Consider the following 24,916-nt stretch of genomic DNA (forward strand, 5'->3'; position numbering starts at 1 on the left):
AGTAAATTTGTCCTGTTTCCTTATCTAAAGATATAACTTTTTTTTATTCTGATAAAATACTTAAAGCTTGAAAAAATTAGACACTATTATTAGCACTGCAAAAAAAACTATTTTAACTGAGAGTAATGCTATTGCTAATTTAGCAAATTTAATTGACGAAAATTTTGAAAATGCAGTTAAATTCATATTAAATTCTAAAGGACGTGTAATTGTTACCGGAATTGGTAAAAGCGCAAACATTGCTACAAAGATTGTTGCCACCTTTAATTCTACTGGAACGCCTGCAATTTTTATGCACGCTGCGGATGCTATTCATGGAGATTTAGGAAATGTACAAAAAGATGATGTGGTTATTTGTATATCTAAAAGTGGTAATACACCAGAAATAAAGGTTTTAGTTCCGTTAATTAAAAATTATGGAAATAAGATTATAGCAATTACAGGAAATATAGATTCCTTTTTAGGAAAAAATGCAGACTTTCCTTTAAATACTTTTATAGAAAAAGAAGCTTGTCCAAATAATCTAGCACCAACTACAAGTACAACAGCTCAATTAGTTATGGGTGATGCTTTGGCTGTTTGTTTATTAGAGTTAAATGAATTTAGCAGTAAAGATTTTGCAAAATACCATCCAGGAGGTGCATTAGGAAAACGTTTATATTTAAGAGTTTCAGATTTAATAAAAGATAATCAACTTCCAAAAGTTGAAAAAAATGACTCAATTGCAAAGGTAATTGTAGAAATTTCAGAAAAAAGATTAGGTGTTACTGCTGTTATAAATAATGATAAAATTGTTGGTATTATTACTGATGGTGATATTAGAAGAATGTTAAGTAAATCTACTGATATTCAAAATTTTACTGCAATAGACATTATGGGTAAGAACCCAAAAACAATTCATGAAAACGCAATGGCAATTGAAGCTTTAGATTCTTTAGAAGCTGATAGTATTACACAAATTTTAGTAGTAAATGATGCCGGTAATTATGTTGGAGTTGTTCATTTACATGATTTAATTAAAGAAGGAATTTTCTAATGGCAGAAAAAAAAAATGAAATGTCTTTTCTAGGCCACCTAGAAGAATTAAGATGGCATTTAGTAAGAAGTGCAGCGGCAATATTTATTATTGCAATCGTATTATTTATATTTCAAAAGGAAGTATATGAAAACTTTTTGCTAGCGCATAGAAAACCTGACTTTATTACGTATCAGTTATTTTGTGATTTCTTTACTTTTATTGGTTTTGATAGTGGGTTTTGTAATGTTACTTTTAAAGATAATTTAATTAGTTTAAAGCCTACACAACAATTAATGAACTCCATTTGGTCTTCGTTAATTTTAGGAATCATTTTAGCTTTCCCTTATTTACTATGGGAAATTTGGCGATTTGTTTCTCCTGGTTTAACAAAAAAAGAAGTAAATAAATCAAGAGGTTTTATCTTTATTGCTTCATTTCTTTTTTTCTGCGGAATTGCATTTAGTTTTTACGTAATAGCACCAATTTCTATTCACTTTTTGTATAATTATCAAATTACAGATTTAATCCAAAATAATTTCACAATGGATTCTCATATTGGACTTGTAACCAATATGTTATTAGGAGTTTCTATTCTTTTTGAATTACCAGTTTTAGTTTTCTTTTTAACAAAAATTGGGTTGGTAACTCCAGAGTTTTTAAAGAAATATAGAAAACATGCTTTAGTAGTTGTTTTAATTTTAGCTGCTATTATTACACCACCAGATATTGCTAGTCAGGTTATTGTTGCAATTCCTATTCTTATTTTATATGAAGTAAGTATTAGAGTTTCTAAAATGGTGATTAAAAAACAAGAAAAAGAAGCGAAGAAAAATTCTTCGAATAAATAGACATTTATAATTACTTTAAGAATTCACTTTAACAGTTTTACTATCTTTGATATATGATTTTAAGAGCAGAAAATATTCAAAAAATTTACGGAAGTAGAAAAGTGGTAAGCGGCATTTCTTTGGAAGTTCAGCAAGGAGAAATCATTGGACTTTTAGGACCAAATGGTGCAGGAAAAACAACTTCTTTCTACATGATTGTAGGTATGGTAAAACCAAATTCAGGTAAAATTTTCTTAAATGATGAAGAGATTACGGAAGACCCAATGTATAAACGTGCTCAAAAAGGAATTGGATATTTAGCACAAGAAGCTTCTATTTTTAGAAAATTATCTGTTGAAGATAATATTATGTCAGTTTTACAATTTACTGGTTTATCAAAAAAAGCACAAAAAATTAAGTTAGAATCTTTAATTGAAGAATTTAATATTGGGCATGTTCGTAAAAATAGAGGAGATTTATTATCTGGTGGAGAAAGACGTAGAACAGAAATAGCACGTTGTTTAGCTTCTGACCCAAATTTTATTTTATTAGATGAACCATTTGCTGGTGTAGACCCTATTGCTGTTGAAGATATACAAAGTATTGTTGCACAATTAAAGAATAAAAATATTGGTATTTTAATAACCGATCATGATGTGCAAGCAACTTTAGCAATTACCGATAAAACGTATTTAATGTACCAAGGAAGCATTCTAAAAAGCGGGTCGCCAGAAGAATTAGCTGCAGATGAAATGGTGCGTAAAGTATATCTTGGTAAAGATTTCGAACTAAAAAGAAAGAAAGTTTTTTAGGAATTAAATTTACCTATATGCAAAAGAATTCTTTTTCCCAGTCATTAATTACAATTTCTGATACTCTAACATTAGAATACTTCTCTGTAAGTTTTTTTGATTTTAATTCTATTAAATATTCTTCAAGATTTTCAACTTCTAAAATAACATAGAATTATCTACCCAATCTTTAACAAAAGCTTTTTGAAGGTAAAAACCTAGATGGTTCTCAACCTTAAACAAAGACATATCTTCTGATAAAACGACTTCATAAAAACCAAAATCCCTATAAAAGTTTCTAAATTGATTTTTTGTGCCTATAAAAGCCCTAACAGATTTAAACTGTTGCTTTTTTTCCATAATTACTAATTACTGATAAAACAACATAAAGTATTATTATCAAAGGAATAGAAATATACTGCAAGAAAATAATCATTAATAATGAAGCTAGTAAAAACAAATATTTTGTTAAATTATTTTTAACAGAATACTCTTTAAACTTTAGTGAAAATAAAGGTAATTCTGCATTCATTAAATACGTTAATAGTAAAGTAATTGCAATTAAAAAATAGTTATTAGATATTAAATTCTGTGCAAATTCAATTGTAGACAATTCTTGAATTAAAGGCAAAGAAATTACAAATAAACACATAGCTGGTGTTGGTAAACCTATAAAAGAATCTGTTTGTCTTGTATCAATATTAAATTTTGCTAATCTGTAACACGCTCCTAAAGTTAAAATTAATCCCAGAAGTGAAAAACCCAAAATAGAATCTTCAAAATGACTATGAGGAATGTCAAATAAATTATTTTGAATCAACTTAAACATAATAATTCCTGGAACAACTCCACTTGTAACCATATCTGCTAAAGAATCTAACTGTTTTCCTAATTCTCCAGAGACATTTAATAAACGTGCAGCAAATCCATCAAAAAAGTCAAAAACGATTCCTAAAACTACAAAAAATGCAGCCATTTTAAAATTACCATGCACTGCAAAAATAGTTGCTATAGTTCCGCAAAAAAGGTTACCAAGTGTTATTAAATTAGGAATGTGTTTTTTCATATTTCTTTTGATTAAAAAGCTAAAATAAGAAATCCTATTTTGGTAGTTTTCTATTTCATTTAATTATTATCATATTTGCATAAAATAATAAAGTTATGCCCGTTTTTACGTCCAACTTCTCTCCTACTTTACCTTTTAGAAATAGTCATTTTAATACTATGTATAGACCACTATTTATGAAAGATACTTGTACTTATGCAAGAAAAAGAGTAACAACTTGGGATCATGATTTTATTGATTTAGATTTCTCTTTAGTAGGCTCAAAAACATTGGTTGTTTTAATTCATGGTTTAGAAGGTAGTTCTGAATCTAAATACATAACGTCTACCTCTAATCATTTAAATGATATTGGTTTAGATGCAGTATGTTTTAATTTAAGAGGTTGCAGTGGCGAAGATAATTTACAATTACCAACCTATCATAGTGGAAAAACTGAAGATGTAGATTTTATTATAAATCATCTTTTAGAAAATTATGATTATGAGAATATAATTTTAGTTGGTTATAGTTTAGGAGGTAATTTAACCCTAAAGTATTTGGGTGAAAATACTTCTAATTTATCAACCAAAATAAAAGGAGGAATTGCAGTTTCTGTGCCAATACATATTGCTTCCGCAGAAATAGAAATGGACAAGTTAAAAAATAAGCTTTATATGGAAGTTTTTTTTAAAACAATGAAAAATAAAGTTTTAGAAAAAGCGCACAAATTCCCTGAATATCAATTAGATAAAGATAAATTATTTAAAGCAACAAAATTTAAACATTTAGAGTATTTATATACTGTGCCCGTTTTTGGATTTGAAAGTCCAGAAGATTATTGGGAAAAAGCGAGCTCTAAACAATACGTTTCTAATATAGATAGACCTGCGCTTCTAATAAACGCAAAAGACGATACATTTTTATCAAAGGAATGCTTTCCTTTTGAGGAAGCTAAAAGCTCTGATTATTTCCATTTAGAAGTACCCGATTATGGTGGTCACGTTGGTTTTATGTCTTCTTTTAAACCATCAGAAAATAGATGGTTAGAAAATAGAATTGCTCGTTTTATTAAAGAAAATATTCAGATTGCTATTTAACAAACAATATCTTTAGAAAACAGCAGTTATTTTAGTAAGAAATTCGATATTTGTTATTGATAATCATGCGCCTTTTGAAACATAAAATTTTACTTTTTTTATTCCTTTCTCCCTTACTTTTAAATGCACAAGCATTTAGAAATTATTCGAACGAATTCTTAACTATTGGTGTAGATGCTGCTGCTCTTGGTATGAGTAAAGCCGTTGTTGCTACTAGTAACGATGTAAATGCAATTTATTGGAATCCTGCAGGTTTAGTAGGTATTGAAGATTACCAAGGTTCATTAATGCATGCTTCATATTTTAAAGGAATTGCAAATTACAATCATGCTGGTTTTGCAATGCCAATTGATAAAGAAAGTGCCATTGGAATTTCTATTATCAGATTTGGAGTAGATAATATTTTAAATACTACAGAATTAATTGATAATGAAGGTAACATCGACTTTAATAGAATTCGTCTTTTTTCATCTGTAGATTATGCTTTTAATATGGCGTATGCACGAAACTTAATTTTTAAAGATTTAAAATTTGGGATAAACGCAAAAATTGTACGAAGAATTATTGGCGATTTTGCTTCTTCTTATGGTTTTGGTTTTGATGCTGGTATTCAATTTGAAAGAAACGATTGGAAATTTGGATTAATGGCAAGAGATATTACCACAACTTTTAATAGTTGGACTATTGATGAAGATGAATTTAATAAAATTAAAGATGCAATTTCTGGACAAAATCAAGAATTACCAGAAACAACAGAAATTACAAAACCAAAATTACAACTAGGAGTTGCTAGAAATTGGCGAGTTGGTCGATTTTTAAATTTACTTACTGAAGTAGATTTGAATGTCCGTTTTGCTAAAACAAATGATATTTTTTCTTCTGATATAGCAAGTATAGATCTTGCTGCTGGTTTTCAATTAAATTATGATGAATTGGTTTATTTAAGGGCTGGTGTTGGTAATTTTCAATACATTACAGAATTTGATAATTCTAAATCTCTCTCTATGCAGCCAAATTTTGGTGTTGGTTTTAAATACAACGGAATTAGCGTAGATTACGCTTTAACAAATATTGGTAGTGTTGGTAACGCTTTATACTCTAATATTTTTTCTATTACTTTTGATTATACTTTTTTTAGACGTTAGTTTTTATGAAGAAAAAATACTTTTTACTACTATTTCTTATCACTTTTTTTAAAATTACAACTTCACAAAATGTTCAACTTTCTGTATATTCTGAAATTAGCATTGTAACTGCAGGTCCAGGGACTGAACTATATTCGGCATTTGGTCATTCTGCAATAAGAATTAAAGATCCTGTTTTAAATTTAGATATTATTTATAACTATGGAATCTTTGATTTTAATGCTCCAAACTTTTATTCAAATTTCGCAAAAGGAAATCTTACTTATAGTTTGGCTCGTTATGATTTTAAATACTTTTTAAGAAGTTATAAGAACGAAAAACGTTGGGTAAAACAACAAGTTTTAAACCTTACTAGAGAAGAAAGGCAAGCCTATTTTTTATATTTAGAAAATAATGCTAGACCAGAAAACGCAAAGTATTCTTACGATCCTTATTTTAATAATTGTGCCACAATATTAAGAGATATAACAAATTCTATTTTAGACAATAAGGTCGTTTTTAAAGATGATCATATAGAAAAAGAGCAATCATTAAGAGGTTTAATGGACAAAGAAATCTATTGGAATACTTGGGGGAGTTTTGGCATAAATTTAATTGCAGGAACAATTTTAGATAAAAAAGCAACTACTTCTGAATATATGTATTTGCCAGATTATGTGTATGATGCTTTTAAACATGCATCGCTTTATATAAATAACCAACCACAAAGTTTAGTAAAAAGAGAAGATATTGTTTTAGATTTTAAAGAAACAAATCTAAAAAGAGGTTTGTTTAATCCTTTTTTAATTTTTAGTTTGTTGGCAATTATTGGTTTGTTTATTACTTACAAAGATTGCAAAAATGAAAAAAGAACAAAACTATTAGATTTTATATTGTTTTTTATAACAGGAATTATTGGGTGTGTACTTTCTTTTTTATGGTTTTTCTCAAGTCATTCAACAGGACCAAATAACTTTAATCTTTTATGGGCTTTAGCTCCGAATTTATTAGTTGCCTTTTTATTATTGAAAAGGAATCAAAAAAAATGGGTGCAAAAATACGTTCAGTTACTTTTGGTACTTTTATTAATTATACCAATACTTTGGATTGCTAAAGTTCAAGGTTTTCCAATTGCTGTAGTTCCGTTATTAATATTGCTTTTTGTAAGGTATTTATTCCTTTCAAAAAGGTTATTGCCCTCGAAAATATAAAACAGTAGTTATCGTTTTAATTAGAATTTTAAAGTCTAAAAAAGAGTTTCTTTCTTTAATGTAATATAAATCATATCGTAACTTAATTTCTTGTTCTTCTATTGTACTTGCATATGGATAATTAACTTGAGCCCATCCTGTTAATCCAGGTCTCACAACATGACGAATAGCGTAAAAAGGAATTTTTTCTTCTAAATCATTTACAAAATTAGGTCTTTCTGGTCTTGGACCAATAATACTCATTTCTCCTTTTAAAATATTGAAAAATTGAGGAACTTCATCTAATCTAGTATTTCTTAAAAATTTACCGAAAGACGTTATCCTTGAGTCATTTTTCTCTGCCCAAACTGCTCCATTCTTTTCAGCATTTTTTATCATTGAACGTAATTTATAAATTTTAAATAAATTACCGTTTTCACCTACTCGTTCTTGTGTATAAAATAATGGGCCTCTACTTCCTATTAAATTACCTATAATTAAAAAAGGAATAATACATATAAATATAGTTAAACCAAAAAACGAAATAAGTATATCTAAAAAACGAACCCAAAAAAGGTAAAACCTGTTTTCGTTATTTTTACTAAAATTTATATATTTATAAAAGTTATGATCTAAATACTCTTTTGGTACTCGAGCTGTAATGTCTTCATAAAAACTCTCAAAACTTATAATATTTACCCCTTTTTCAAACAATAAAATGAGGTCTTTATTTAATGAATTTATAATCTCTTTAGAAAAACCTACTTTGGAAACAATAACTTCTGAAATAAAGCCTTTTTTAACTGATGAAGATAATTTTGTAGATAAAATATCTTGAAAACCATTAATATTGTCTATCTCTTTATCTGAAACATAACTAATTAAATTATGAAAATTATCATTTTTTATATTGTGAAGCATTTTTTCTAATCTATCAGACTTTCCTATAAATACAACATTCTTAAAGTATTTAGGTGAAAAAACTAGCCAAGTATATAAGAATCTCCATATAATTATTGGTGCAGAAATTATTAAAAAGAAATAAACAATTTGTAACCTATTAGTTGGTAATTCTGGTGAAATAAATGGAGTAAAAACATAAAAAATAGTAGTAGCAAAAGCAGTTAAAGTAACACTTCTAACAATTAAGTATCTATTATTTGAAACATTTAAATTATATAGTTGAAAAACTTCACCAAAAATTAAGTAATAAAAACCAAGTAGTAATAACCAAATAAAAATATTATCATTTAAAAAATCTAAATAAGTAAAATTTAAATATTTAGAAGCTGCAAATAAGCTGGCGCCAACAACTATTATATCTACTATTCTAAGAAGAAATTTTCTTTCAGATATATTGTAATATGTAGAGGTATTATTCAATATTAGTGATTTTGATGTCTATAATATTAATTAAAATAATATAGACAATAATTGGTTAAACTTATTATTTGGGAGAAAAACAAATTTATAAAAAAAAGAATGCTATTTATGATTATTTAATAAAATTATTCTCGAATAGTTTATTTAATTGGTTTTCTAAATTATATTCATGTTTATGAATTGATAAAGACCTCTTACTTAATTTTTTATAATCTACTTTATTTAAATCTATATAGCTTATAATACTCTTTTTTAAATTGCTAAAATCACCCGAATTACAAGTGAAACCTATCCCTTCTCTTTCAATAATATTTACTCCTTCTCCTTCTCCAAAAAATAAAACAGGAACACCTAATTGCATTAATTCAAATATTTTAGAAGGAACAGCGCCATATATTTTATTTTTTAAAGGAACAAAACCAACATCATACTTTCGAATTTCTTCTTTAATTTCTTTTGAGTTTTTAATGCCATGAAAAAAGATATTACTTTCTTTATCTTTGATAAATTTCTTAAGTTCTTCCTCTTCCATTCCAGCCCCATAGATATGTAATTCTGCATCTAATTCTTTAAAATTAATTTGCTTACATACTTTTAAAACTCCTTGAGCATAACCTAATAAACCAGCGTAAACGATTTTTAGATTACCATTACTCTTTTCTTTTGGTTGATATTCTTCATAATCTGAAACATTTCTGTACACTAAAAAATCCTTTTGCACCAATTTATTTATATGAGAAATTGTTTCTTCTGATTGGCCAACAATTTTATCTGCTAGTTTATAATTGACTTTTTCAACCTTTTCTAACAAACTATAAAAGAATCCTTTCTTAATAACACCAAGTTCTAACGCAGATAATGGCCAAATATCAGACACGTTTAATATATTTTTACAACCTAAAAATTTGCTTAAAATTAATCCTGAAAAAGCTACAAGTAATGGTGGAGATTGTACAATAAATACATCTGGTTTTTTTCTTAAGAAACTAAAAAAAGAAAACCATAAAGCCCATGAAAAAGACAACATACTCAATAGTCTTATAAAAGCATTTGTAGACTTAGAAGGAAAAATCCAAAACCTTTTTACTTTTACATTATTCACAGTTTCACTTACGAAAAACTTATTTTTATAGTTTTTAAAAATTTTACCTTGCGGATAATTTGGTAACGGACAAATTACGGTAACATCATTACCTTTATTTATTAATCCTTCTGCTAAATTTTTAATTCTATTAGCCGCAGCACCCATTTCTGGAGGATAATAATTAGAAATTATAACGATTTTTTCCATTCTTTAAAGCTAATTATTTTTTATTAGAGAAGTAAATTGCTTTAATTTTCCGCTTTTAGATCTTTCTAACGCTGGTAACCTTAAAAAAACAATCTTTAAGTTAGATTCTAAATAATCTAACAAAGCTTTTTCTATATTTTCTTTTTGACTGTTTTCAAGTTCCTTTTTTGAAACATATTCAATTTTAAAAGTATCGAGTTGAGTTTGAATTATTTTAATTTCCTTTATTTCACCAGAATCTTCCATAATAGATTTTGTAATATAATAAAAGGTTAAACCAGGTGCTACTTTACCACTTGGTAATTTTACCAAATCTTCACTTCTACCTTGTAACTTCTCTAAAATATATTGTGTGCTATTTATTTTTTTAATTGCTCCTTTATCGCCGATTTTATAACGTATAAAAGGGTTTGCCTTATTGTATAAAGAAGTAATTACTAAATTTCCTACTTCGCCTTCTTTTAAAACTTTATTATTATCATCTAAAACTTCTACAAAAAGAGTTTCCGTATTTAATATCCAATTATTGTTAGAGTCTTCAAATGCAATTAAATCTAATTCAGATGCACCATATTCATTAACTATGGTAATTCCAAATGCTTTTTGTAACAATTTTTTATCACCATCAAACAACATTTCTGATGTTACTACACAAGCTTTTAAAGTTGGACAAATATTTTTTAAAACAATATTTTTTGAGATAAGATATTTTGCAAAAACAACAATTACACTTGTATATCCATTTAAGAATACAAACTTATTAGATTTAAATTTTATAACCCAATTTTGTAGTGCAACATCTGAAACATCAAAAACATTAAACCTGTATCTGTTTGAAAATAAATCTTTTAAAAGCTCTTTGTTTTTTGATAACGTGTCTTTTGGAAGACCATAAAAACGAGCCTGTTTTTTGCCGTACAATGAATGCCAATTAAATCTATTTGTAATTATAGACCAGGTTAATGCATGAGAAAATTTGTCTTTGGCAAAAGAAAAAGGATTCCCAGTAGAGCCAGATGTTTTATTTTTGAATACATTTTTTAATGAATAATTTTTACTTAATCGTTCTTCTAATGGAATTTGTAAATCTTTTTTTTCTAAAACGGGTAAAGAGTTCCATTCCCATTTTTTATTGTTTATTAATTTGTTATAAAACTGATTATTTTCTAGATGATAGTTAACAATTTTATCTTTTTGATTTTCAACATAATTATCAAAATTTAATTCTTGTAAATGATGAATTCCCTTTAGTTTCTCTCTTGCTTTAACAATAGGATAATTATTAAATTTTAAAGAATAATCTATTAAATTCATCCTATATTAATTTAAAATTTCTAACCATTTAGTTCTTACTTTTTCCCAATCAAAATTTTCTACTTTCATTCTAGCATTTTCAGCTAAATTAGAATATTTATTATTTAAAAGAGATGTAATTGCGGCAGACATTTGTTGTGCATCATTTTTATCTACTAATAACCCGTCTTTTTTATCAATAACCAAATATGGCATTCCGCCAACATTACTGCTTACTATTGGTAATCCTAAAGCCATAGCTTCAATTACACTCACTGGGGTATTGTCAAAATTAGTAGTATTAATAAATACATCAAATTCACTCGCTTTTTTATGCCAATCTTCTTTAGATAAAACATTTGTAAATTCTACAGAACTTTCTAAATTATACTTTTTAACAAGTTCTAAAGTCTTATTATAAGATTCATCTAAAAATGGACCTATCATACACAGAACTGCTTCTGGATAATTTTTTTTAAGTATTTGTAATGTTTCAATTGCAAAAGTAGGATTATAAATATTTTTGAAAGCTCTTACCCATAATAATTTAGGTTTAATTATTTCTCTCTTTTTAAATGGATAATCTTTAATATTTATAGTGTTAGGTATATATTCAACTATATAACCTTCTTTTTCAAAAGCATTTTTTAAATAATTTGAAGGCGCTACATTTTTGTATGAATTCTTAAATATCTTTTTTGATAAATAAGTATTCTTTTTTACCCTATCGGGTAAATTTCCTCCATGTAAAATTGGTATATATTTAATTTTAAAAAGTCTAGCCAATTGAGAAGTAAAAAAAGCATAGTAAAAATTTGTTGTGCTATATGTATCTATTAATATATAATCTAAATATTTTTTATTTTTTATGATAGAAAAACACATATCTAATAATCTTACTATTTTATTTACTTTATTAGAAGATATAATGACATTATAATTCGCATTTATTAATTGTTGAGAAAGGTTTTCTAAAGTGGTTTGGTATTTAGTTTTTTTAGCTAAATTATTACCAATATATAGAATTTTAGTCTTCTTCATCTTCTGTAATTCTTATAAGACTTAATGCATAAATAAAACCAGGTAATGCTATTCTCATTGCAGAATGATTAATTGTTAAAAACCAAAGTGAATAGAATGATATTATAAAAGCTTTACCATATAAGTCTGATCGAAAGAAATTAAACATTGGTACAAAAATAAGTAGAAGAAGCAAAATGAAACCTATATAACCATGTTCTTCTAATAATCTACCAACTTCATTATGTGAGGCACCGGTAACATGTACAGTCCTTTTAAGTCTTGCATATTTTCCATTACCAACTCCTATTCCTAGAGGATTGTCTAAAAAACTAGTCATTTGAATCGCTAATAAATCACCCCTACCAGTGGTAATATCTTTTTGTACACCAAGAGCATTTTTACCTGTATACCTATTATTTAACATACCTCCAGTTACATTGGATGTATAAATCCAAATAGCAAAAATAAAAAAAAATGTAACCAAAATATATTTAAATAATATTTTGATACTAATTTTTTTATACAACATAAAAAAGAAAGCAAATGCAAGTAAAGTAACTACTGCAGTTATAATCCCCCCTCTAGAAAAAGTTAATAATCCTCTATAAGTAAAATAAATTAAAAAGATAGAATCTAAAAATAAATATCCTGTTAACCTTTCTTTTAGTAATATAAAAACCGTTAAAATAAACATACCTAAACCTATTGCTGTAGCAACCTGGTTGGGACCAAAACCACCTGATGTAGCAAAATTTGCAGACCCCCCAAAAACTAACTCTGATAAATCTGGCGTTCTAAAATAAAGGTAAGTAATCATAGAAAATAAAGGGAGTAACATAAAATACAAAGCTTCAATTAGTTTCTTTTTACTAATTGATCTCTTATAAAAATAAAAAGCTGATATTCCTAAAACTATAGGTCCACTTAAATTAAATAAAATGTTTTTTCTTAAAGATTCACCTTCAGGCACCTCTGTAAAAATAATACCAAATAAAAGTAATAGAATAAAAAACACATATTGTACAGAAAAAACTTGTTTAAATTTACCTACAAAAATTCCTAATAATAAAAACAGAATAACTCCATATTTACCTGTTTCATATAAAACAAATCCTCCCGTCATTCTTATAAAAACCTCTGATCCTACTAAATAAGCTGCAAAAATAAATGCTTCTTCACCTTTATTCTTAGATGTATAAATAAGAAGTACTGGTAAAGCAACTAAAATTAAACCTAAAACTTTAGTGAAAAAAGGAAACGTACCTAAATAACCAAATACAATATGTACTGTTATAAAAAGTAATTTATTATTTAATATTTTTTCTAACAAATTATGCTGTATAAATTTTAAAAAGTTGGTTTATAAAACTTTCTTTTGAGTATAACTTTTTAACATTACTATTGTGTAACTCACTAAAATCATTTCTTTTTTCTTCGGAATTGGCTAAAGTACTAAAAGCTTTAGCTAATTCTAAGCTGTTTTCTGGTGCAACTATTATACCCGATTTATTATGTTCAACTACTATTGAACATTCACCCACATTTGTTACAATTACTGGTAATTTTGCCAATCCATATTCTAATAAAGATATTGGTAATCCTTCATACTTTGACGATAAAACCCCAATAGTACTTTGATTTAAAATGTTAGCAATATCTATACAAACATCATATACAAAAATATGCTTTTCTAAACCTAATTTCTCTATTAACTCCAATATTTCTCTTGTATATAGATCATCATATAGTTTGCCTACTAAATGTAAAGACCAATCCTTATTATGTTCTTTAAAAATTTTAAATGAAGATATTAAATTCTTGTGATCTTTATCTTCTCTAAAACCAGCAACATGCACAATTCTTTTTCCTTCAATTCCATTTAAAATAGTTGTACTTTCAAAATTATTAAAAATAGAATAGTTGTTTAAAAAAATAATTTTATTACATAATAAATTTTGCTGTGTCCAAGTTTTTAAAACACTATTCACAGTTATAACTGAATCAAAAAAATAAGAGGTTATTTTTAATAAAAATAATTTATTTCCTTTTAATTTTATATTTCCGCCATAATGATTGTGCCAGATAACTTTAATTTTAGGACATAGTATTTTTACACAAAAAGCAAAAAAAGAAGAAGTAGCATGTGCATGTAATATGCCTATTTTATTATTTTTTACATACTTTCTAAACTTTAGTAAAGCCTTAATATCAATAGTTTTTGATCTGCTTAAAAATAAATAGCCAACCTTTTTAGAAACATTATTCTTTAAAACTCCTTCGACCCTAGTAACACAGATATGAGAATTGATTTCTGTTTCTGATAGACCATTAGCAATATTTACTGCAAGTACTTCTGCACCTCCGACATTTAAAGAATCGATAATTTGAATAACACCTGTTTTATTCATGAATAATCTTTTTAATTTCTTTTGAAAATTTATCAATCGTAAATTGTTGAGACCATTCTTGGGCTTTTAAAACTTGCTTCTGGTATACTCCTTCGTTTTCTATATATTTAATAATTATTTGCTTTAATTCCTCTAATGTTACATTTGACATGACTAAAGATCCTCTAGCACCATTGTCTAACATATATGCTACACAAGATACTTTTGAGGAAATTGGTAAACATCTCCAAAACATAGCCTCGGCAACAACTTTTGGCCAACCTTCTGATTTAGATATAAATAATAAAAAATGTGCTTTTTTATAAGCTTTCTTTACAATATCTTTTGATTTATTACCATGTAAAATAATAGTTTTCTCTAAAGAATTATTTTTCACATATTCTTTTATTTTATTGAATTGTGCTCCTTCACCAAACATTTCTAATTTTACATTAAAGCCTTTTAATATAAGATTTTCAATAACTTTTACACTTAAAAAAGGCTGTTTTCCTTCAGAAAAAGATCCCACAAACAAAAAAGTTATTGTTGCTGATAAACTCTTTTTTTCTATAATTTCTATTTCACTTTTTTTATAAGAAGCCGTAAAAAAAGGTACGATATTTTTTGATTGATTTTTCCAATTTCCATACACTAAAACTTTACAGTTTTTGGTTAAAAAAGTATTAGATAAAATCCATTTTTGAATTTTATAACTCGTTGGTTGTTTACTATTTGGATCCCAATTTCCTGCATATTTAACTGTTTTAGGTTTAGAAGGAAAAAGAACCTGAACAGCACAACCTAACAATCCTATATTACCAGGACATCTTATATGAATATGATCTGCATACATCATAACCTTAAAAATTTTAATAAGAATTAGAGGTAAATATGTTAATGACCTTATTTTATTTTTTAAAGTTAAAATATTTATATTAGGTATTTTATTTAAGCATATTTTTTTATGATTATATGGTATTTCTATTTCATTAATTTTATCATTACAAGTAGGACTCAACAGTAGTACCTCGTCTGCTTGAAGTAACCAAATGTTCATCTCTTTAACATAAGGTTCATAAGCATATAGCTTTTCTCCTTTTACTTTATGCAATGCATGTGTAATTATTGCGAACTTCATATTATAAAGGTAATTTTTGAAGACTGTTATCTAACCTTTTAATAACACTTTTTGGCGCTAATTCATTGTTAAAATATTTTCTTGCATTTTCTTGCATTTTTATTCTTACAGATTCATTTTTAAGAATGTATTCTATTTTATTCTGAAGATCATCTTTTGTACCATCTGTTATTAAAAAATCTTCATTATTTAATAATGGTTTGGGTAATTTTCTTGATAATTTTGTAGAAACAATTACTTTTCCTAAACATAAAAACTCAGCTAATTTCCAACCATGACAATCTAAAACAGCTGGTGTATTAAATGCAATAGCAGATTTATTAATTTTTAATAAATAATCTTTCATAGTAACTCTAGTACTTAAAGTTAAATATTTAAAATCTGGCATATCATCTCTACTTCTTGGAGCAAAACCTCCTTCAAAATTAACTAAATTACTAGTTTTACAAGCTTTTATAAAATTTGCTCTTTCTGTATTTGTTTTCTCTTCCTTTTTCCATAGAGTGGCTATAAAGTAAATATAATTTTCTTTATTAATTTTAAAACTATAGTCCTTTAATTTTATTCTTTTAAATTGAGATTTATAATTAGAAAAAAAAAGTCTTTTATTACCAATTCTATTATATGATTTTAAGTAATTTAATACAGAAAAAGTTAAAGTGTCAAACAAAGAATAAATTTTTACGCCAAAACTTGGACCAATTGGTATAATTTTTTTTGATAAATTAAAATCTTCTTCCGCTAAATTTATTTTTCCATAAACATCGCACCATCTCAATGCTTTTTGATTAATATCTGATGAATCTGCAAAATCTATAATTACTTTCTTTATATTATTATGATCTTGGGTTACAAAAGAGAAAAACTGATTATTAAATGAAAAATCTTTAAAGTATTCTTTATTAGAAAAATGAACATTATTTTTTCCATAATATTCTTTAATTCCAATAATATAAAAAGAGGAATATAAAATATTACAAGCTGGATCTATATATACTTTCATTGTATCTTATTTCAAACAATCTTAATTATTAATTAATAATGTGTATAATTCTAAATTTGTTTAATAAATAATCTCTGGAGAAAATTTGTTTAAAATCTTTTCTCTTGCAGAAAATTCATTGTTTCTATTATTATTTTTAAAAGCGAACGTTATTATAAAAATTGATGTTCTGTTTAACAATTTTATCTTCATTAAAACGGTTTAAAATATCTTTTATTCCGGGGGCTAAATTACTTTTTACTTTATTGTAGTTATTAAAAACATAAATAATTCTTTCTGAAATTTCTTGAGCATTAATGTTTTCTATACTTAAAACACCTTCAAGGTTTCCTTTTATTTCATTAAAAGTTTCAATGTCACTAGCCAATACTATTTTATCCATAAAAACAGCTTCTAATAGTGTTAATCCAAAAGATTCCATATGAGAAGGAAAAATACAAATAGCACTATTACTTATATAATTTGGCAACTCATTTTGCGGGACTGCACCTATAAACTTAATACATTGCTTACTATCAGCAGAAATAAACGTTTTAACATATTCTATATATGATGATCCATTTTTAAACAACCAATCTCGTCCAACAATGGTCAATGATATTTCAGGAATCTCTTTAACCACTATATTAATTGCTTCAATTAATTCTTTTACACCTTTTTTCTGACAAACTGTACCTACAAAAAGTAATGATTTCTCTTGTGGAATACTGTTGCTATTACTAAAAACCTTACTATTTATAGTATTATATATAGTTGTGTAATTAAAATTATAATTTAAATACTTTTTAGTTTGTTCACCTACATAATTACTAACTGCAATATATGAGTCAGCATTTTTAAATGATTTTTTTTCCTGAAGACCTCTCCATAGAGCAGTTTTTTTTCCTAATTCTATTGCAAAAAAATGATGACCACCATGTAAACGAATAACTTTTTTATAAGGTGTTTTTTTAGAAAAAAAAGCAAAATTTAATTCACTTCCTTCTACAATATCAATTTTATTTTCAGCATGAATTTCTTTCAGTTTTTTAGTAATACTATTGTTTTGCTGATAAAATTTTGCAAACTTCCATTTTGATTTTTTAAGCCTATAAATATTTATTCCGTTTTCCTCTACAATTTCATTTTTATAGCTATTATTTATTCCAATAACTGATACATTAATTCCTTTATCTATTAACTTTTTAGCTAGAAATTTAACAAAACTACCAATACCTCCATGAGGTTGTCCTTCTCTGGGATATTCACTAGTTAAAAAACAGATATGCATTTAATTTATTATTTGATTAACTATATTCAAAGATATATTTTCTTAAGTAGTTATAAATTTAAAAATAAAATTTTATTTTTAAATTTATTAAATTGAATTAATAATACTTTCTATCAATCTTTCTGAACTTTTATCTAATGGATGTAATACAATTTTGTTCAACCATTTTTTTCTATCTACACCAACTTTATTTGGATTAGTTAATGTATAAATTATTTGATTTTTTATATCTTCTTTTGTGTTAATCCACCCTACAGCATGCATATTTTTCATACTTCTAAAATGTTGAAATTCGAAAATATCTTCTACTTTAAATATTGAATTGTTAATTGGGTTATAATTTAAATAAAGGCAAGGCTTATCGAAAACTGCAAAATCATGAGCCATAGTACTTCCTAAATTAATAACAAAATCAGAATGTTTAACAGTGTTTATTAATAAGTAATTATCATTAACAGTTGGGTAAATAGATGTAAAAGTATCTTCTTGTTTTTTTTCTGTTCTCCAATCTGGATCAATCGAGAAAACAAATTTTTTGTATTCTTTTAATATTTTATCAAATCTGTCTGATTTATCAACAGGACATCTTCTAAAAATAATTTGAGGTCTATTTTCTTCTTTAATTTCATTTATAGCTTCGCAAATATCTTTTAAATAGTTTGCTTCATATGGTGATGTTAAATCGTTGCCTGAAAAACAAATCGTTTTTTTATTTTCATTCAACCCATATTTACTGAAAAAAACTTTTTTTTCTTCGCATAATTTTTTATCATAATAAAATTCAAATTGAGGTGTTCCAGTAATTTTTATTTGTGAAGATTTAATTTCAGGATATAGTTTTATTAATTCATTTTTCATTAATTTAGACCAAACGAAATAAAAATCATAACGTGATATTAATCTTCCTTTTGGTACATTATCCCAAGAAAAAATTACTGTACTAGTTTTTATATTTATTTTTTTTGCTAAAGTAATTATTGGAGATACTAAAGGTGATCTTTGATGAAGGTTTATTATATAATCTGGACTAATCTCCTTAAGTGTCATTTTTATTAAATACTTATTACAACTTTTTAGAATTTCTTTTTCATAAATTTCATCAAGTTTATTCATAAGACTGTATGATTTTGATAAAAACAATCCTAGAAATTCTGAAATAAAGTATAATATTTTCTTTTTTATTCCTTTTTTACTTACAGTCCAAAAATTTAATATTGTATTATTACTTAATTTCTTTTTGTTCTTTAAGAGTCTTGCATAAGCTAAAGATTCTCTTATAACCCTTGCTTTTGGGTTTTCTATAAAATCAGGGATTTCTATAAACTTTTTAATTTCTGGTCTACAATTTTTGATTTCTTTTATTGCAGATTTAGATAGTTTATGATAAATATAGATTTCATGTTTTTGTTCAATTAAACGAACTACAAAACTTGAAAAAATGTAATTTCTTACACCAACTCCATCTGGAACTAAAATTATAATTTTCATATATAAATTAAATACTACCTATTCTTCCATGATCAGAGAAAGATCTATGAACTAAAAATTTACTGTCTAATGGTTTTTCTGATAGGAAAGTTATATCACAAAAATAGCCTTTCTCTATTGGGTTTAATCTCCAAGGCACAACACTATAGTAATCTAATACCCAATTATTTTTCTCTAATCCTTTTATTTTTAAATCATTCCAAGAAGTAATATAATCTATCCAAAGAAAACCCAATTTCCATGCTTTTTTTTCTAAATCAGATGGTTCATCATTTAGATCTACCAACCTTAATCCGCCAATTTCTAATTGTGCAACACCAGTTGAATCACCAACTTTTACTCCATTTAATTTTGGTTGATTTAAATAATGACTTTCTTTATGTGAGATAGAATTTGAGTTAACATCAATTGGTAAGCAAACATTCTCTGTTATTGGGTTTTTAATTTTAGGATTTACTTTTACATACCTAACTAAATCATAATACCTTATCCATCCCATATTTCTATACAAACCCAATCCTGCTTCATTAGCAGCGGTTGCAGCCAAAGGGTAATATAACCTTGCTAAATCATATAGTTTTCTTAAAACACCTTTTCCTCTGCATTCTATGTCCAAATAAACATTAATAATCCATGCAATATTATTGCCAAAATTTGCACCGACATGACCTACAATTTCTTCTGTGTCATTTAAACAAATAAAAGATCTTCCTTGGTTTTTATCTCCATATTGCCAGAGCCAAAATTCTTTTTTATGCAAAGGATGGTTTTCTCTATAAATCCTTTTGTAGAAGTTTTCTAATTTATTCCAATCCTCAATATTTGCTTCTCTAACCTTCATATTTTTTACCTCCTATTACATCGTTACAATCAAATCTTTTTAGTATTAACAAATTATCAAGTGAACCGTTTATTCCTTTTTCTGTTGTAAAACCAAATTTATGATGTGAATCTTTTGCTGTTTTTAATACATCTTCAGTAATTACTTCTTCGGTTCCATAAGGATAAGAAATAGTATTAATTGGAGAATAAGTTAGCTTTTCTAAATATTTTTTTGATTCAGTAATTTCTATAACTAACTCCTTTTTACCTAAAACACCTAAATGTTTATGGTTGTATGTATGATTACCAATCATGTTCTTTTTTGATAATTCTAAAATTTCAGATTCATTCATATATAAACTATTATTCACTTCTATTTCATTAAAATGATTATCAAATAATTTATCAATAATAATTGCTTTACTATCATTTGGAAATAAAAAATTTAATAAATACTTAAGTTCTGCATTTACAATAGTATCAAATCTATAAACTTTACGACTTCTTTTTTTATCCAATTTTGAAAAATTATAATTTAACTCTAACTTTAATTGTTTTAAAAATAATTTAGGCTCTAAAATCGATTTTAACAAATGTATTTTATGAACTAGACTTACTTTTTTTTCTTTAAAGTTTAATGCATTCAAAAAAAAATAGGCTTCTAAATTTAATTCTTGTAAAACTGAATATGCATTGGTGAATTGTTCTTTTAAACCATCATCAAAGGTGATTAAATTAAAATTATTTCTAGAATTTAAAAGATCTTTGTAATTATTATTAAACTCATTAATAGTAATAAAATCTCCCTCGTTTTTTAAAAGTAATAATTGTTCTTTGAATTGACTGTTTGTCATACCAAAAATACTTGGGTATTTGGATTCAAAAGATTTTCTTATATAATGGTAATTAACAATTGTTAGCATTTTGTTCTATTTGGATGATATCTGCTTCTGTGTCAATATCTAAACTTTTTTCAATATTCATTTTAAAATGAATTGTTTTGTCTGTTAATAAAGACTTATTCTTTAAAAAACTCTTTATTCTAATAATGTAAATTGCGCCATTCGCTCTATATGTTATTGGTAGTTCTTGTCTTGGACTAAATGGAAAATCATTATTAATAATTCCTTCTAAAAAACCGTTTTCATCAACTTTAAAGGACTTATAAGGGTGATATCCTAAACTACAAACACTTATTAATGAATCTGCCTTTGCATCTTTTAAAATACTAAAAGCCAAATCGATATCTTCAAAAGTTCTTAAAGGTGAAGTAGGCTGTAAAAGTATTAAATAATCGTAATTTTCAGGTTTTAACGTTTCTAAAACATGAGCCAGCACAGGTTCTGTTCTAGAACTATCTTGCGCTAATTCTAAAGGTCTTTTTATTGCAATTATACTATCGTTTTTTTTTGCTTCTTGTAAAATATCATCATCATCGGAAGAAACTGCAATATCAGTAATAACTTTAGATTTTAAGGCAGCTTCTATTGACCATTGAATTAATGGTTTACCTAAAAAATTAACTACATTTTTTCTTGGTATCCCTTTAGATCCACCTCTGGCAGGTATAATAGCTAGTACTTTCATTTTATAAATCTTGAAATTGTTTTTGGCAATTTACTTTCCAAATTTTGTCTGATTTTAACAAATGTAAGAAAAGAGAATTGCTATTACCATTACCAAATTCAGAAATTTCAATTTTATTAGATTTTAATTTTATACATTTTTCAATTTCAAATAAAATTTCTACTTCATTATATGAGATATTTAATATAGAACTTGCTTTAGATCTATTGTTTTGCCTAGAGCCAATATCTATAGTTGGTACTTTATAAAAAGGTGCTTCTCTTATACCAGCACTAGAATTACCTATAATAAAAGTTGCTTCCTTAAGAAGTTTCAAAAAGTATTCAAACCGTAAAGATGGATATATTTTAAACCTAGAATTGTTTTCTAACCTTTTATATTCTTTTAATATTTCTTCAGTTCCTAAATCATTATTAGGATAAATAACAATATAGTTTTTACCAGATTCTAATAAAACATCTACAAAAATTGCGACTTGTTTTTCTATATTATCATATTCAGTAGTAACCGGGTGATACATTGCAATTGCATATTCTTTAAAAGGAATATTATAGTATTCTTTTACCTTCTCTATGCTTGGTAAAGTATTAGGATTCATTAGATCTAAATCTGGAGAACCTATAATGTAAACAGAACTCTCTAATTCTCCCATTTGAATAACTCTTTTTTTAGCTTCAATATGTGAAACTAAATGCAAATGAGATAATTTACTAATAGAATGTCTAATTAATTCATCTATTGTTCCAGAAATTTCTCCTCCTTCTATATGAGCTACTAAAATATTATTTAAACTCCCAACAATTGCACCAGCTAAAGCTTCTACCCTATCTCCATGAACTATTATTAAATCTGGTTTTTGCAACGCTATATATTCAGAAAATCCTTGAATTGTTTTTGCCAAAGTTCTGTCCATAAACTCAGCACCAGCATGATTTTTAAATGTATAAACATTCTTGAAACCGCTTTTATAAATTTCATTAACAGTTAAACCGTATTTATCATCTAAATGCATTCCTGTTGCAAAAATTTGCACGTCAAAATCATCTGACTCTTGCGTTATTTTTATTAAAGACTTTAGTTTCCCAAAATCTGCACGAGTTCCTGTAAGGAAAATTATTTTTTTTTGCTTACTCAATATTAGAATAATTTAAATGTTTATCATTTTCAATATCTATTATTGCTTTTTTACCTAAAATCGAATTAAATTCTTCTGCAAAAATCTCTCCTGTTCCAGGTCTTTTAACCCAAATATTTTCTTTTGAGAAAATATCTCCTTTTTTAATTGGTTTTATAGTTACAACGGTAGCAAAAGCAAAATCTATAGTTACTTGCTCTTCTTTTGCAGGTTCTTTTGTACCTCCACGCATTTGCCAAATTAAATTGCTTCCTTCTATTAATTCTTTGCAATCATTTTCATCCATAGAACAAACAATGTCTGGTCCTGTTCTTTGTTTATGATCTGTAAAATGACGCTCTAAAATTGATGCTCCTAATGCTACTGCTCCTAAACAAGCATGGTTTGTTAATGTATGGTCAGACAACCCGAAAACATTTTTTGAAAATGCTACAGACAACTCTTGCATGGCACCAAAACGAACTAAATGAACAGGAGTTGGATATAAATTTGTAGTATGCAACAACGCTAATGGAACATTTGCTTTCTCAAAAATTGCAACGGCTTTTGCAACACTTTTTATAGTATTCATACCAGTACTTAAAATTACCGGCTTACCAAAAGTAGCAATATGTTCTAACAAAGGATAATTATTACATTCTCCTGAACCTATTTTATAGGCTGCAACATTCATTTTTTCTAATCTTTCTGATGCTGCTCTAGAAAAAGGTGTAGAAATGAAAATCATTCCTTTGTTTTCTACATATTCTTTTAGCGCAATTTCATCATCTTCATTTAATGCACAACGTTTCATTATTTCATAAATAGATACATCTGCATTTCCTGGAATTACTTTTTTTGCTGCACCACTCATTTCATCATCTACAATATGGGTTTGATGTTTTACACATTCTGCACCTGCTCTATGCGCAGCATCTACCATTTCTTTGGCAACTTTTAAAGAACCTTCATGATTAATACCTATTTCTGCAATTACAAATGGTGTGTAATTTTGTCCTATTTTCCTTCCTTGTATTTCTATGTAATTTTTCAAAATATGTCTAAATCGTTGTTAGTTTTCTATATATTTTTGCAATGATTACCTTTATTGTATATGGAATAAAAGTATTCTTAAGTTTTGTTTCAATAATTTTTTCAAAAGGTTTAATTTCTTTAAACACATATTCTTGAACCCATTTTGGTATATTATTTCCTAAATGATAAACAAAGGTTTTTGTTGTTGAAAGTCTATAATAACCAAATCTATCAATAGGGTTATCTAAATGAAATGTTTCTGCACCATCTTCAAAAATATATTTTGGTCTTTCTATATTTAGATTATCTAAAACTTCCTTTCTATAGGTTGCAATAAAATGACCAGCACCAATACAAACTTTAAAGTTATTTTTTTCTAAATATAATTGATTTTTAAACCAGTTATTTTTCTTTATCGAAATTTTACTATTTATGCTTTCTTCAAAAAGTAATAAATCTTTATCTAAAATAACTTTTCCTTTTTTAACATTTAATATTTTTTTAGAAAATAAAGAAGAGTTGCTGTAAAAAGCTAATTGTGGCATTGGTAGCGGAGCTACTACCCCGGTATTATTAAAATTCTTAAAAACTTGAACTGTATTCTCTAACCAATTAGAAAAATAAAAAACATCTGCATCTGCGATTGTTATTAATTCTTCATAACTTGCTTTTGCTTCGGATAGAATTGTATAAACTTTACCATAATTAGAAGAAAATTTTACATGTTTATCTATACTTTTTTCTTTTAATAAACTATCTATAAAATCGGTTACTTCATTTTTGCTGTTATTATTAACTATAGTAATGTTTGTTTGTTTACTATCTGTTGTTTTTATTAAAGAATTTATAGAAACTTTAAAAACTGAAAATAGATTGTTAAAATACTCTTCATCAGAATCTGGAATATAAACAGGAATAATTACTCGATGCTGTTTATAAACTATCTTTTTGAATTTCTTTTTTTCAGGATTATGACCTATTCTCATGATA

The 24,916-nt window shown here is 26.2% G+C and carries 24 protein-coding genes; 6 read left to right on the plus strand and 18 right to left on the minus strand.

What is annotated here, in order from left to right:
- The first annotated feature begins 67 nt into the window (after positions 1-67).
- The 3 genes from V3V28_RS13415 to lptB are packed head-to-tail and all read left to right on the plus strand — an operon-like array spanning position 68 to position 2,657.
- Positions 68-1,036, plus strand: coding sequence for a KpsF/GutQ family sugar-phosphate isomerase (locus V3V28_RS13415; protein WP_331365522.1), 969 nt, complete (start codon positions 68-70; stop codon positions 1,034-1,036).
- Entirely contained in the window at positions 1,036-1,866 is an 831-nt protein-coding gene (tatC, locus tag V3V28_RS13420; RefSeq protein WP_331365523.1) for a twin-arginine translocase subunit TatC, read from the plus strand. The genes V3V28_RS13415 and tatC overlap by 1 nt, the downstream gene beginning before the upstream one ends.
- Positions 1,867-1,919: 53 nt before the next feature.
- A complete protein-coding gene (gene lptB, locus V3V28_RS13425; RefSeq protein ID WP_331365524.1) occupies positions 1,920-2,657 on the plus strand; it encodes an LPS export ABC transporter ATP-binding protein in 738 nt (245 codons plus the stop codon).
- 138 nt (positions 2,658-2,795) lie between these two features.
- Here lptB and V3V28_RS13430 read toward each other — a convergent pair whose 3' ends face one another.
- Both V3V28_RS13430 and V3V28_RS13435 read right to left on the minus strand, forming a co-directional pair.
- Positions 2,796-2,996, minus strand: a complete 201-nt coding sequence (locus tag V3V28_RS13430; protein ID WP_331365525.1) for a hypothetical protein — start codon at positions 2,994-2,996, stop codon at positions 2,796-2,798.
- A complete protein-coding gene (locus V3V28_RS13435) occupies positions 2,974-3,702 on the minus strand; it encodes a CDP-alcohol phosphatidyltransferase family protein (RefSeq protein WP_331365526.1) in 729 nt (242 codons plus the stop codon). The genes V3V28_RS13430 and V3V28_RS13435 overlap by 23 nt, the downstream gene beginning before the upstream one ends.
- A 176-nt stretch (positions 3,703-3,878) precedes the next feature.
- On the opposite strand from V3V28_RS13435, the gene V3V28_RS13440 reads away from it, so the two are divergent.
- The 3 genes from V3V28_RS13440 (at position 3,879) to V3V28_RS13450 (ending at position 7,113) form a co-directional block, all read left to right on the plus strand.
- Positions 3,879-4,778, plus strand: a complete 900-nt coding sequence (locus V3V28_RS13440; protein ID WP_331365527.1) for a YheT family hydrolase — start codon at positions 3,879-3,881, stop codon at positions 4,776-4,778.
- 65 nt (positions 4,779-4,843) lie between these two features.
- Positions 4,844-5,923 (plus strand): PorV/PorQ family protein, encoded by a 1,080-nt coding sequence (locus V3V28_RS13445; RefSeq protein ID WP_331365528.1) that lies wholly within the window; start codon positions 4,844-4,846, stop codon positions 5,921-5,923.
- A 5-nt stretch (positions 5,924-5,928) separates the two neighbouring features.
- On the plus strand, positions 5,929-7,113 hold the full coding sequence (locus V3V28_RS13450) for a lipoprotein N-acyltransferase Lnb domain-containing protein (RefSeq protein WP_331365529.1): 1,185 nt from the start codon (positions 5,929-5,931) through the stop codon (positions 7,111-7,113).
- Here V3V28_RS13450 and V3V28_RS13455 read toward each other — a convergent pair.
- From V3V28_RS13455 to V3V28_RS13530, 16 genes are all read right to left on the minus strand, one after another.
- Positions 7,093-8,475, minus strand: a complete 1,383-nt coding sequence (locus V3V28_RS13455; protein ID WP_331365530.1) for a sugar transferase — start codon at positions 8,473-8,475, stop codon at positions 7,093-7,095. The genes V3V28_RS13450 and V3V28_RS13455 overlap by 21 nt on opposite strands.
- Before the next feature lie 112 nt (positions 8,476-8,587).
- Entirely contained in the window at positions 8,588-9,766 is a 1,179-nt protein-coding gene (locus V3V28_RS13460; protein ID WP_331365531.1) for a glycosyltransferase family 4 protein, read from the minus strand.
- A 9-nt stretch (positions 9,767-9,775) separates the two neighbouring features.
- The gene (locus V3V28_RS13465) at positions 9,776-11,080 is read right to left on the minus strand and encodes a phenylacetate--CoA ligase family protein (RefSeq protein WP_331365532.1); all 1,305 of its coding nucleotides are present in this window, start codon (positions 11,078-11,080) and stop codon (positions 9,776-9,778) included.
- A gap of 6 nt (positions 11,081-11,086) precedes the next feature.
- Positions 11,087-12,100, minus strand: coding sequence for a glycosyltransferase family 4 protein (locus tag V3V28_RS13470; RefSeq protein ID WP_331365533.1), 1,014 nt, complete (start codon positions 12,098-12,100; stop codon positions 11,087-11,089).
- Positions 12,087-13,412, minus strand: coding sequence for an O-antigen ligase family protein (locus V3V28_RS13475; RefSeq protein ID WP_331365534.1), 1,326 nt, complete (start codon positions 13,410-13,412; stop codon positions 12,087-12,089). The genes V3V28_RS13470 and V3V28_RS13475 overlap by 14 nt, the downstream gene beginning before the upstream one ends.
- Before the next feature lies 1 nt (position 13,413).
- Complete coding sequence (locus V3V28_RS13480) at positions 13,414-14,490, minus strand: glycosyltransferase (RefSeq protein ID WP_331365535.1); 1,077 nt, start codon at positions 14,488-14,490, stop codon at positions 13,414-13,416.
- Complete coding sequence (locus V3V28_RS13485; RefSeq protein WP_331365536.1) at positions 14,483-15,607, minus strand: glycosyltransferase; 1,125 nt, start codon at positions 15,605-15,607, stop codon at positions 14,483-14,485. The genes V3V28_RS13480 and V3V28_RS13485 overlap by 8 nt, the downstream gene beginning before the upstream one ends.
- A gap of 1 nt (position 15,608) precedes the next feature.
- Positions 15,609-16,610 (minus strand): glycosyltransferase, encoded by a 1,002-nt coding sequence (locus V3V28_RS13490; protein WP_331365537.1) that lies wholly within the window; start codon positions 16,608-16,610, stop codon positions 15,609-15,611.
- Between the two features lie 136 nt (positions 16,611-16,746).
- Positions 16,747-17,880: a glycosyltransferase family 4 protein gene (locus V3V28_RS13495; RefSeq protein WP_331365538.1), complete on the minus strand. Its 1,134-nt coding sequence runs from the start codon at positions 17,878-17,880 to the stop codon at positions 16,747-16,749.
- A gap of 87 nt (positions 17,881-17,967) precedes the next feature.
- Positions 17,968-19,368: a hypothetical protein gene (locus V3V28_RS13500; RefSeq protein ID WP_331365539.1), complete on the minus strand. Its 1,401-nt coding sequence runs from the start codon at positions 19,366-19,368 to the stop codon at positions 17,968-17,970.
- A 7-nt stretch (positions 19,369-19,375) separates the two neighbouring features.
- Positions 19,376-20,209: a GNAT family N-acetyltransferase gene (locus V3V28_RS13505; RefSeq protein WP_331365540.1), complete on the minus strand. Its 834-nt coding sequence runs from the start codon at positions 20,207-20,209 to the stop codon at positions 19,376-19,378.
- The gene (locus V3V28_RS13510; RefSeq protein WP_331365541.1) at positions 20,199-21,113 is read right to left on the minus strand and encodes a polysaccharide deacetylase family protein; all 915 of its coding nucleotides are present in this window, start codon (positions 21,111-21,113) and stop codon (positions 20,199-20,201) included. The genes V3V28_RS13505 and V3V28_RS13510 overlap by 11 nt, the downstream gene beginning before the upstream one ends.
- Entirely contained in the window at positions 21,097-21,777 is a 681-nt protein-coding gene (locus tag V3V28_RS13515) for an acylneuraminate cytidylyltransferase family protein (protein WP_331365542.1), read from the minus strand. The genes V3V28_RS13510 and V3V28_RS13515 overlap by 17 nt, the downstream gene beginning before the upstream one ends.
- Before the next feature lies 1 nt (position 21,778).
- Positions 21,779-22,912, minus strand: a complete 1,134-nt coding sequence (neuC, locus tag V3V28_RS13520) for a UDP-N-acetylglucosamine 2-epimerase (protein WP_331365543.1) — start codon at positions 22,910-22,912, stop codon at positions 21,779-21,781.
- Positions 22,905-23,945 (minus strand): N-acetylneuraminate synthase, encoded by a 1,041-nt coding sequence (gene neuB / locus V3V28_RS13525; RefSeq protein ID WP_331365544.1) that lies wholly within the window; start codon positions 23,943-23,945, stop codon positions 22,905-22,907. The genes neuC and neuB overlap by 8 nt, the downstream gene beginning before the upstream one ends.
- A 7-nt stretch (positions 23,946-23,952) precedes the next feature.
- Positions 23,953-24,912 (minus strand): glycosyltransferase family A protein, encoded by a 960-nt coding sequence (locus tag V3V28_RS13530; protein ID WP_331365545.1) that lies wholly within the window; start codon positions 24,910-24,912, stop codon positions 23,953-23,955.
- Positions 24,913-24,916 lie beyond the last annotated feature (4 nt).

The organism is Polaribacter sp. (genome assembly GCF_036480315.1).
In the GTDB taxonomy this organism is placed as follows: domain Bacteria; phylum Bacteroidota; class Bacteroidia; order Flavobacteriales; family Flavobacteriaceae; genus Polaribacter.

Coding starts and splice junctions, on each gene's coding strand:
- V3V28_RS13450 (WP_331365529.1), top strand. CDS start 5,929: ATGAAGAAAAAATACTTTTTACTACTATTTCTTATCACTTTTTTTAAA.
- V3V28_RS13500 (WP_331365539.1), bottom strand. CDS start 19,368: ATGAAAATTATAATTTTAGTTCCAGATGGAGTTGGTGTAAGAAATTAC.
- lptB (WP_331365524.1), top strand. CDS start 1,920: ATGATTTTAAGAGCAGAAAATATTCAAAAAATTTACGGAAGTAGAAAA.
- tatC (WP_331365523.1), top strand. CDS start 1,036: ATGGCAGAAAAAAAAAATGAAATGTCTTTTCTAGGCCACCTAGAAGAA.
- V3V28_RS13480 (WP_331365535.1), bottom strand. CDS start 14,490: ATGAATAAAACAGGTGTTATTCAAATTATCGATTCTTTAAATGTCGGA.
- V3V28_RS13435 (WP_331365526.1), bottom strand. CDS start 3,702: ATGAAAAAACACATTCCTAATTTAATAACACTTGGTAACCTTTTTTGC.
- V3V28_RS13510 (WP_331365541.1), bottom strand. CDS start 21,113: ATGCTAACAATTGTTAATTACCATTATATAAGAAAATCTTTTGAATCC.
- V3V28_RS13505 (WP_331365540.1), bottom strand. CDS start 20,209: ATGAAGGTTAGAGAAGCAAATATTGAGGATTGGAATAAATTAGAAAAC.
- V3V28_RS13440 (WP_331365527.1), top strand. CDS start 3,879: ATGAAAGATACTTGTACTTATGCAAGAAAAAGAGTAACAACTTGGGAT.
- V3V28_RS13470 (WP_331365533.1), bottom strand. CDS start 12,100: ATGAAGAAGACTAAAATTCTATATATTGGTAATAATTTAGCTAAAAAA.
- V3V28_RS13460 (WP_331365531.1), bottom strand. CDS start 9,766: ATGGAAAAAATCGTTATAATTTCTAATTATTATCCTCCAGAAATGGGT.
- V3V28_RS13445 (WP_331365528.1), top strand. CDS start 4,844: ATGCGCCTTTTGAAACATAAAATTTTACTTTTTTTATTCCTTTCTCCC.
- V3V28_RS13430 (WP_331365525.1), bottom strand. CDS start 2,996: ATGGAAAAAAAGCAACAGTTTAAATCTGTTAGGGCTTTTATAGGCACA.
- V3V28_RS13495 (WP_331365538.1), bottom strand. CDS start 17,880: ATGCATATCTGTTTTTTAACTAGTGAATATCCCAGAGAAGGACAACCT.
- V3V28_RS13515 (WP_331365542.1), bottom strand. CDS start 21,777: ATGAAAGTACTAGCTATTATACCTGCCAGAGGTGGATCTAAAGGGATA.
- V3V28_RS13490 (WP_331365537.1), bottom strand. CDS start 16,610: ATGAAAGTATATATAGATCCAGCTTGTAATATTTTATATTCCTCTTTT.
- V3V28_RS13465 (WP_331365532.1), bottom strand. CDS start 11,080: ATGAATTTAATAGATTATTCTTTAAAATTTAATAATTATCCTATTGTT.
- V3V28_RS13530 (WP_331365545.1), bottom strand. CDS start 24,912: ATGAGAATAGGTCATAATCCTGAAAAAAAGAAATTCAAAAAGATAGTT.
- V3V28_RS13485 (WP_331365536.1), bottom strand. CDS start 15,607: ATGAAGTTCGCAATAATTACACATGCATTGCATAAAGTAAAAGGAGAA.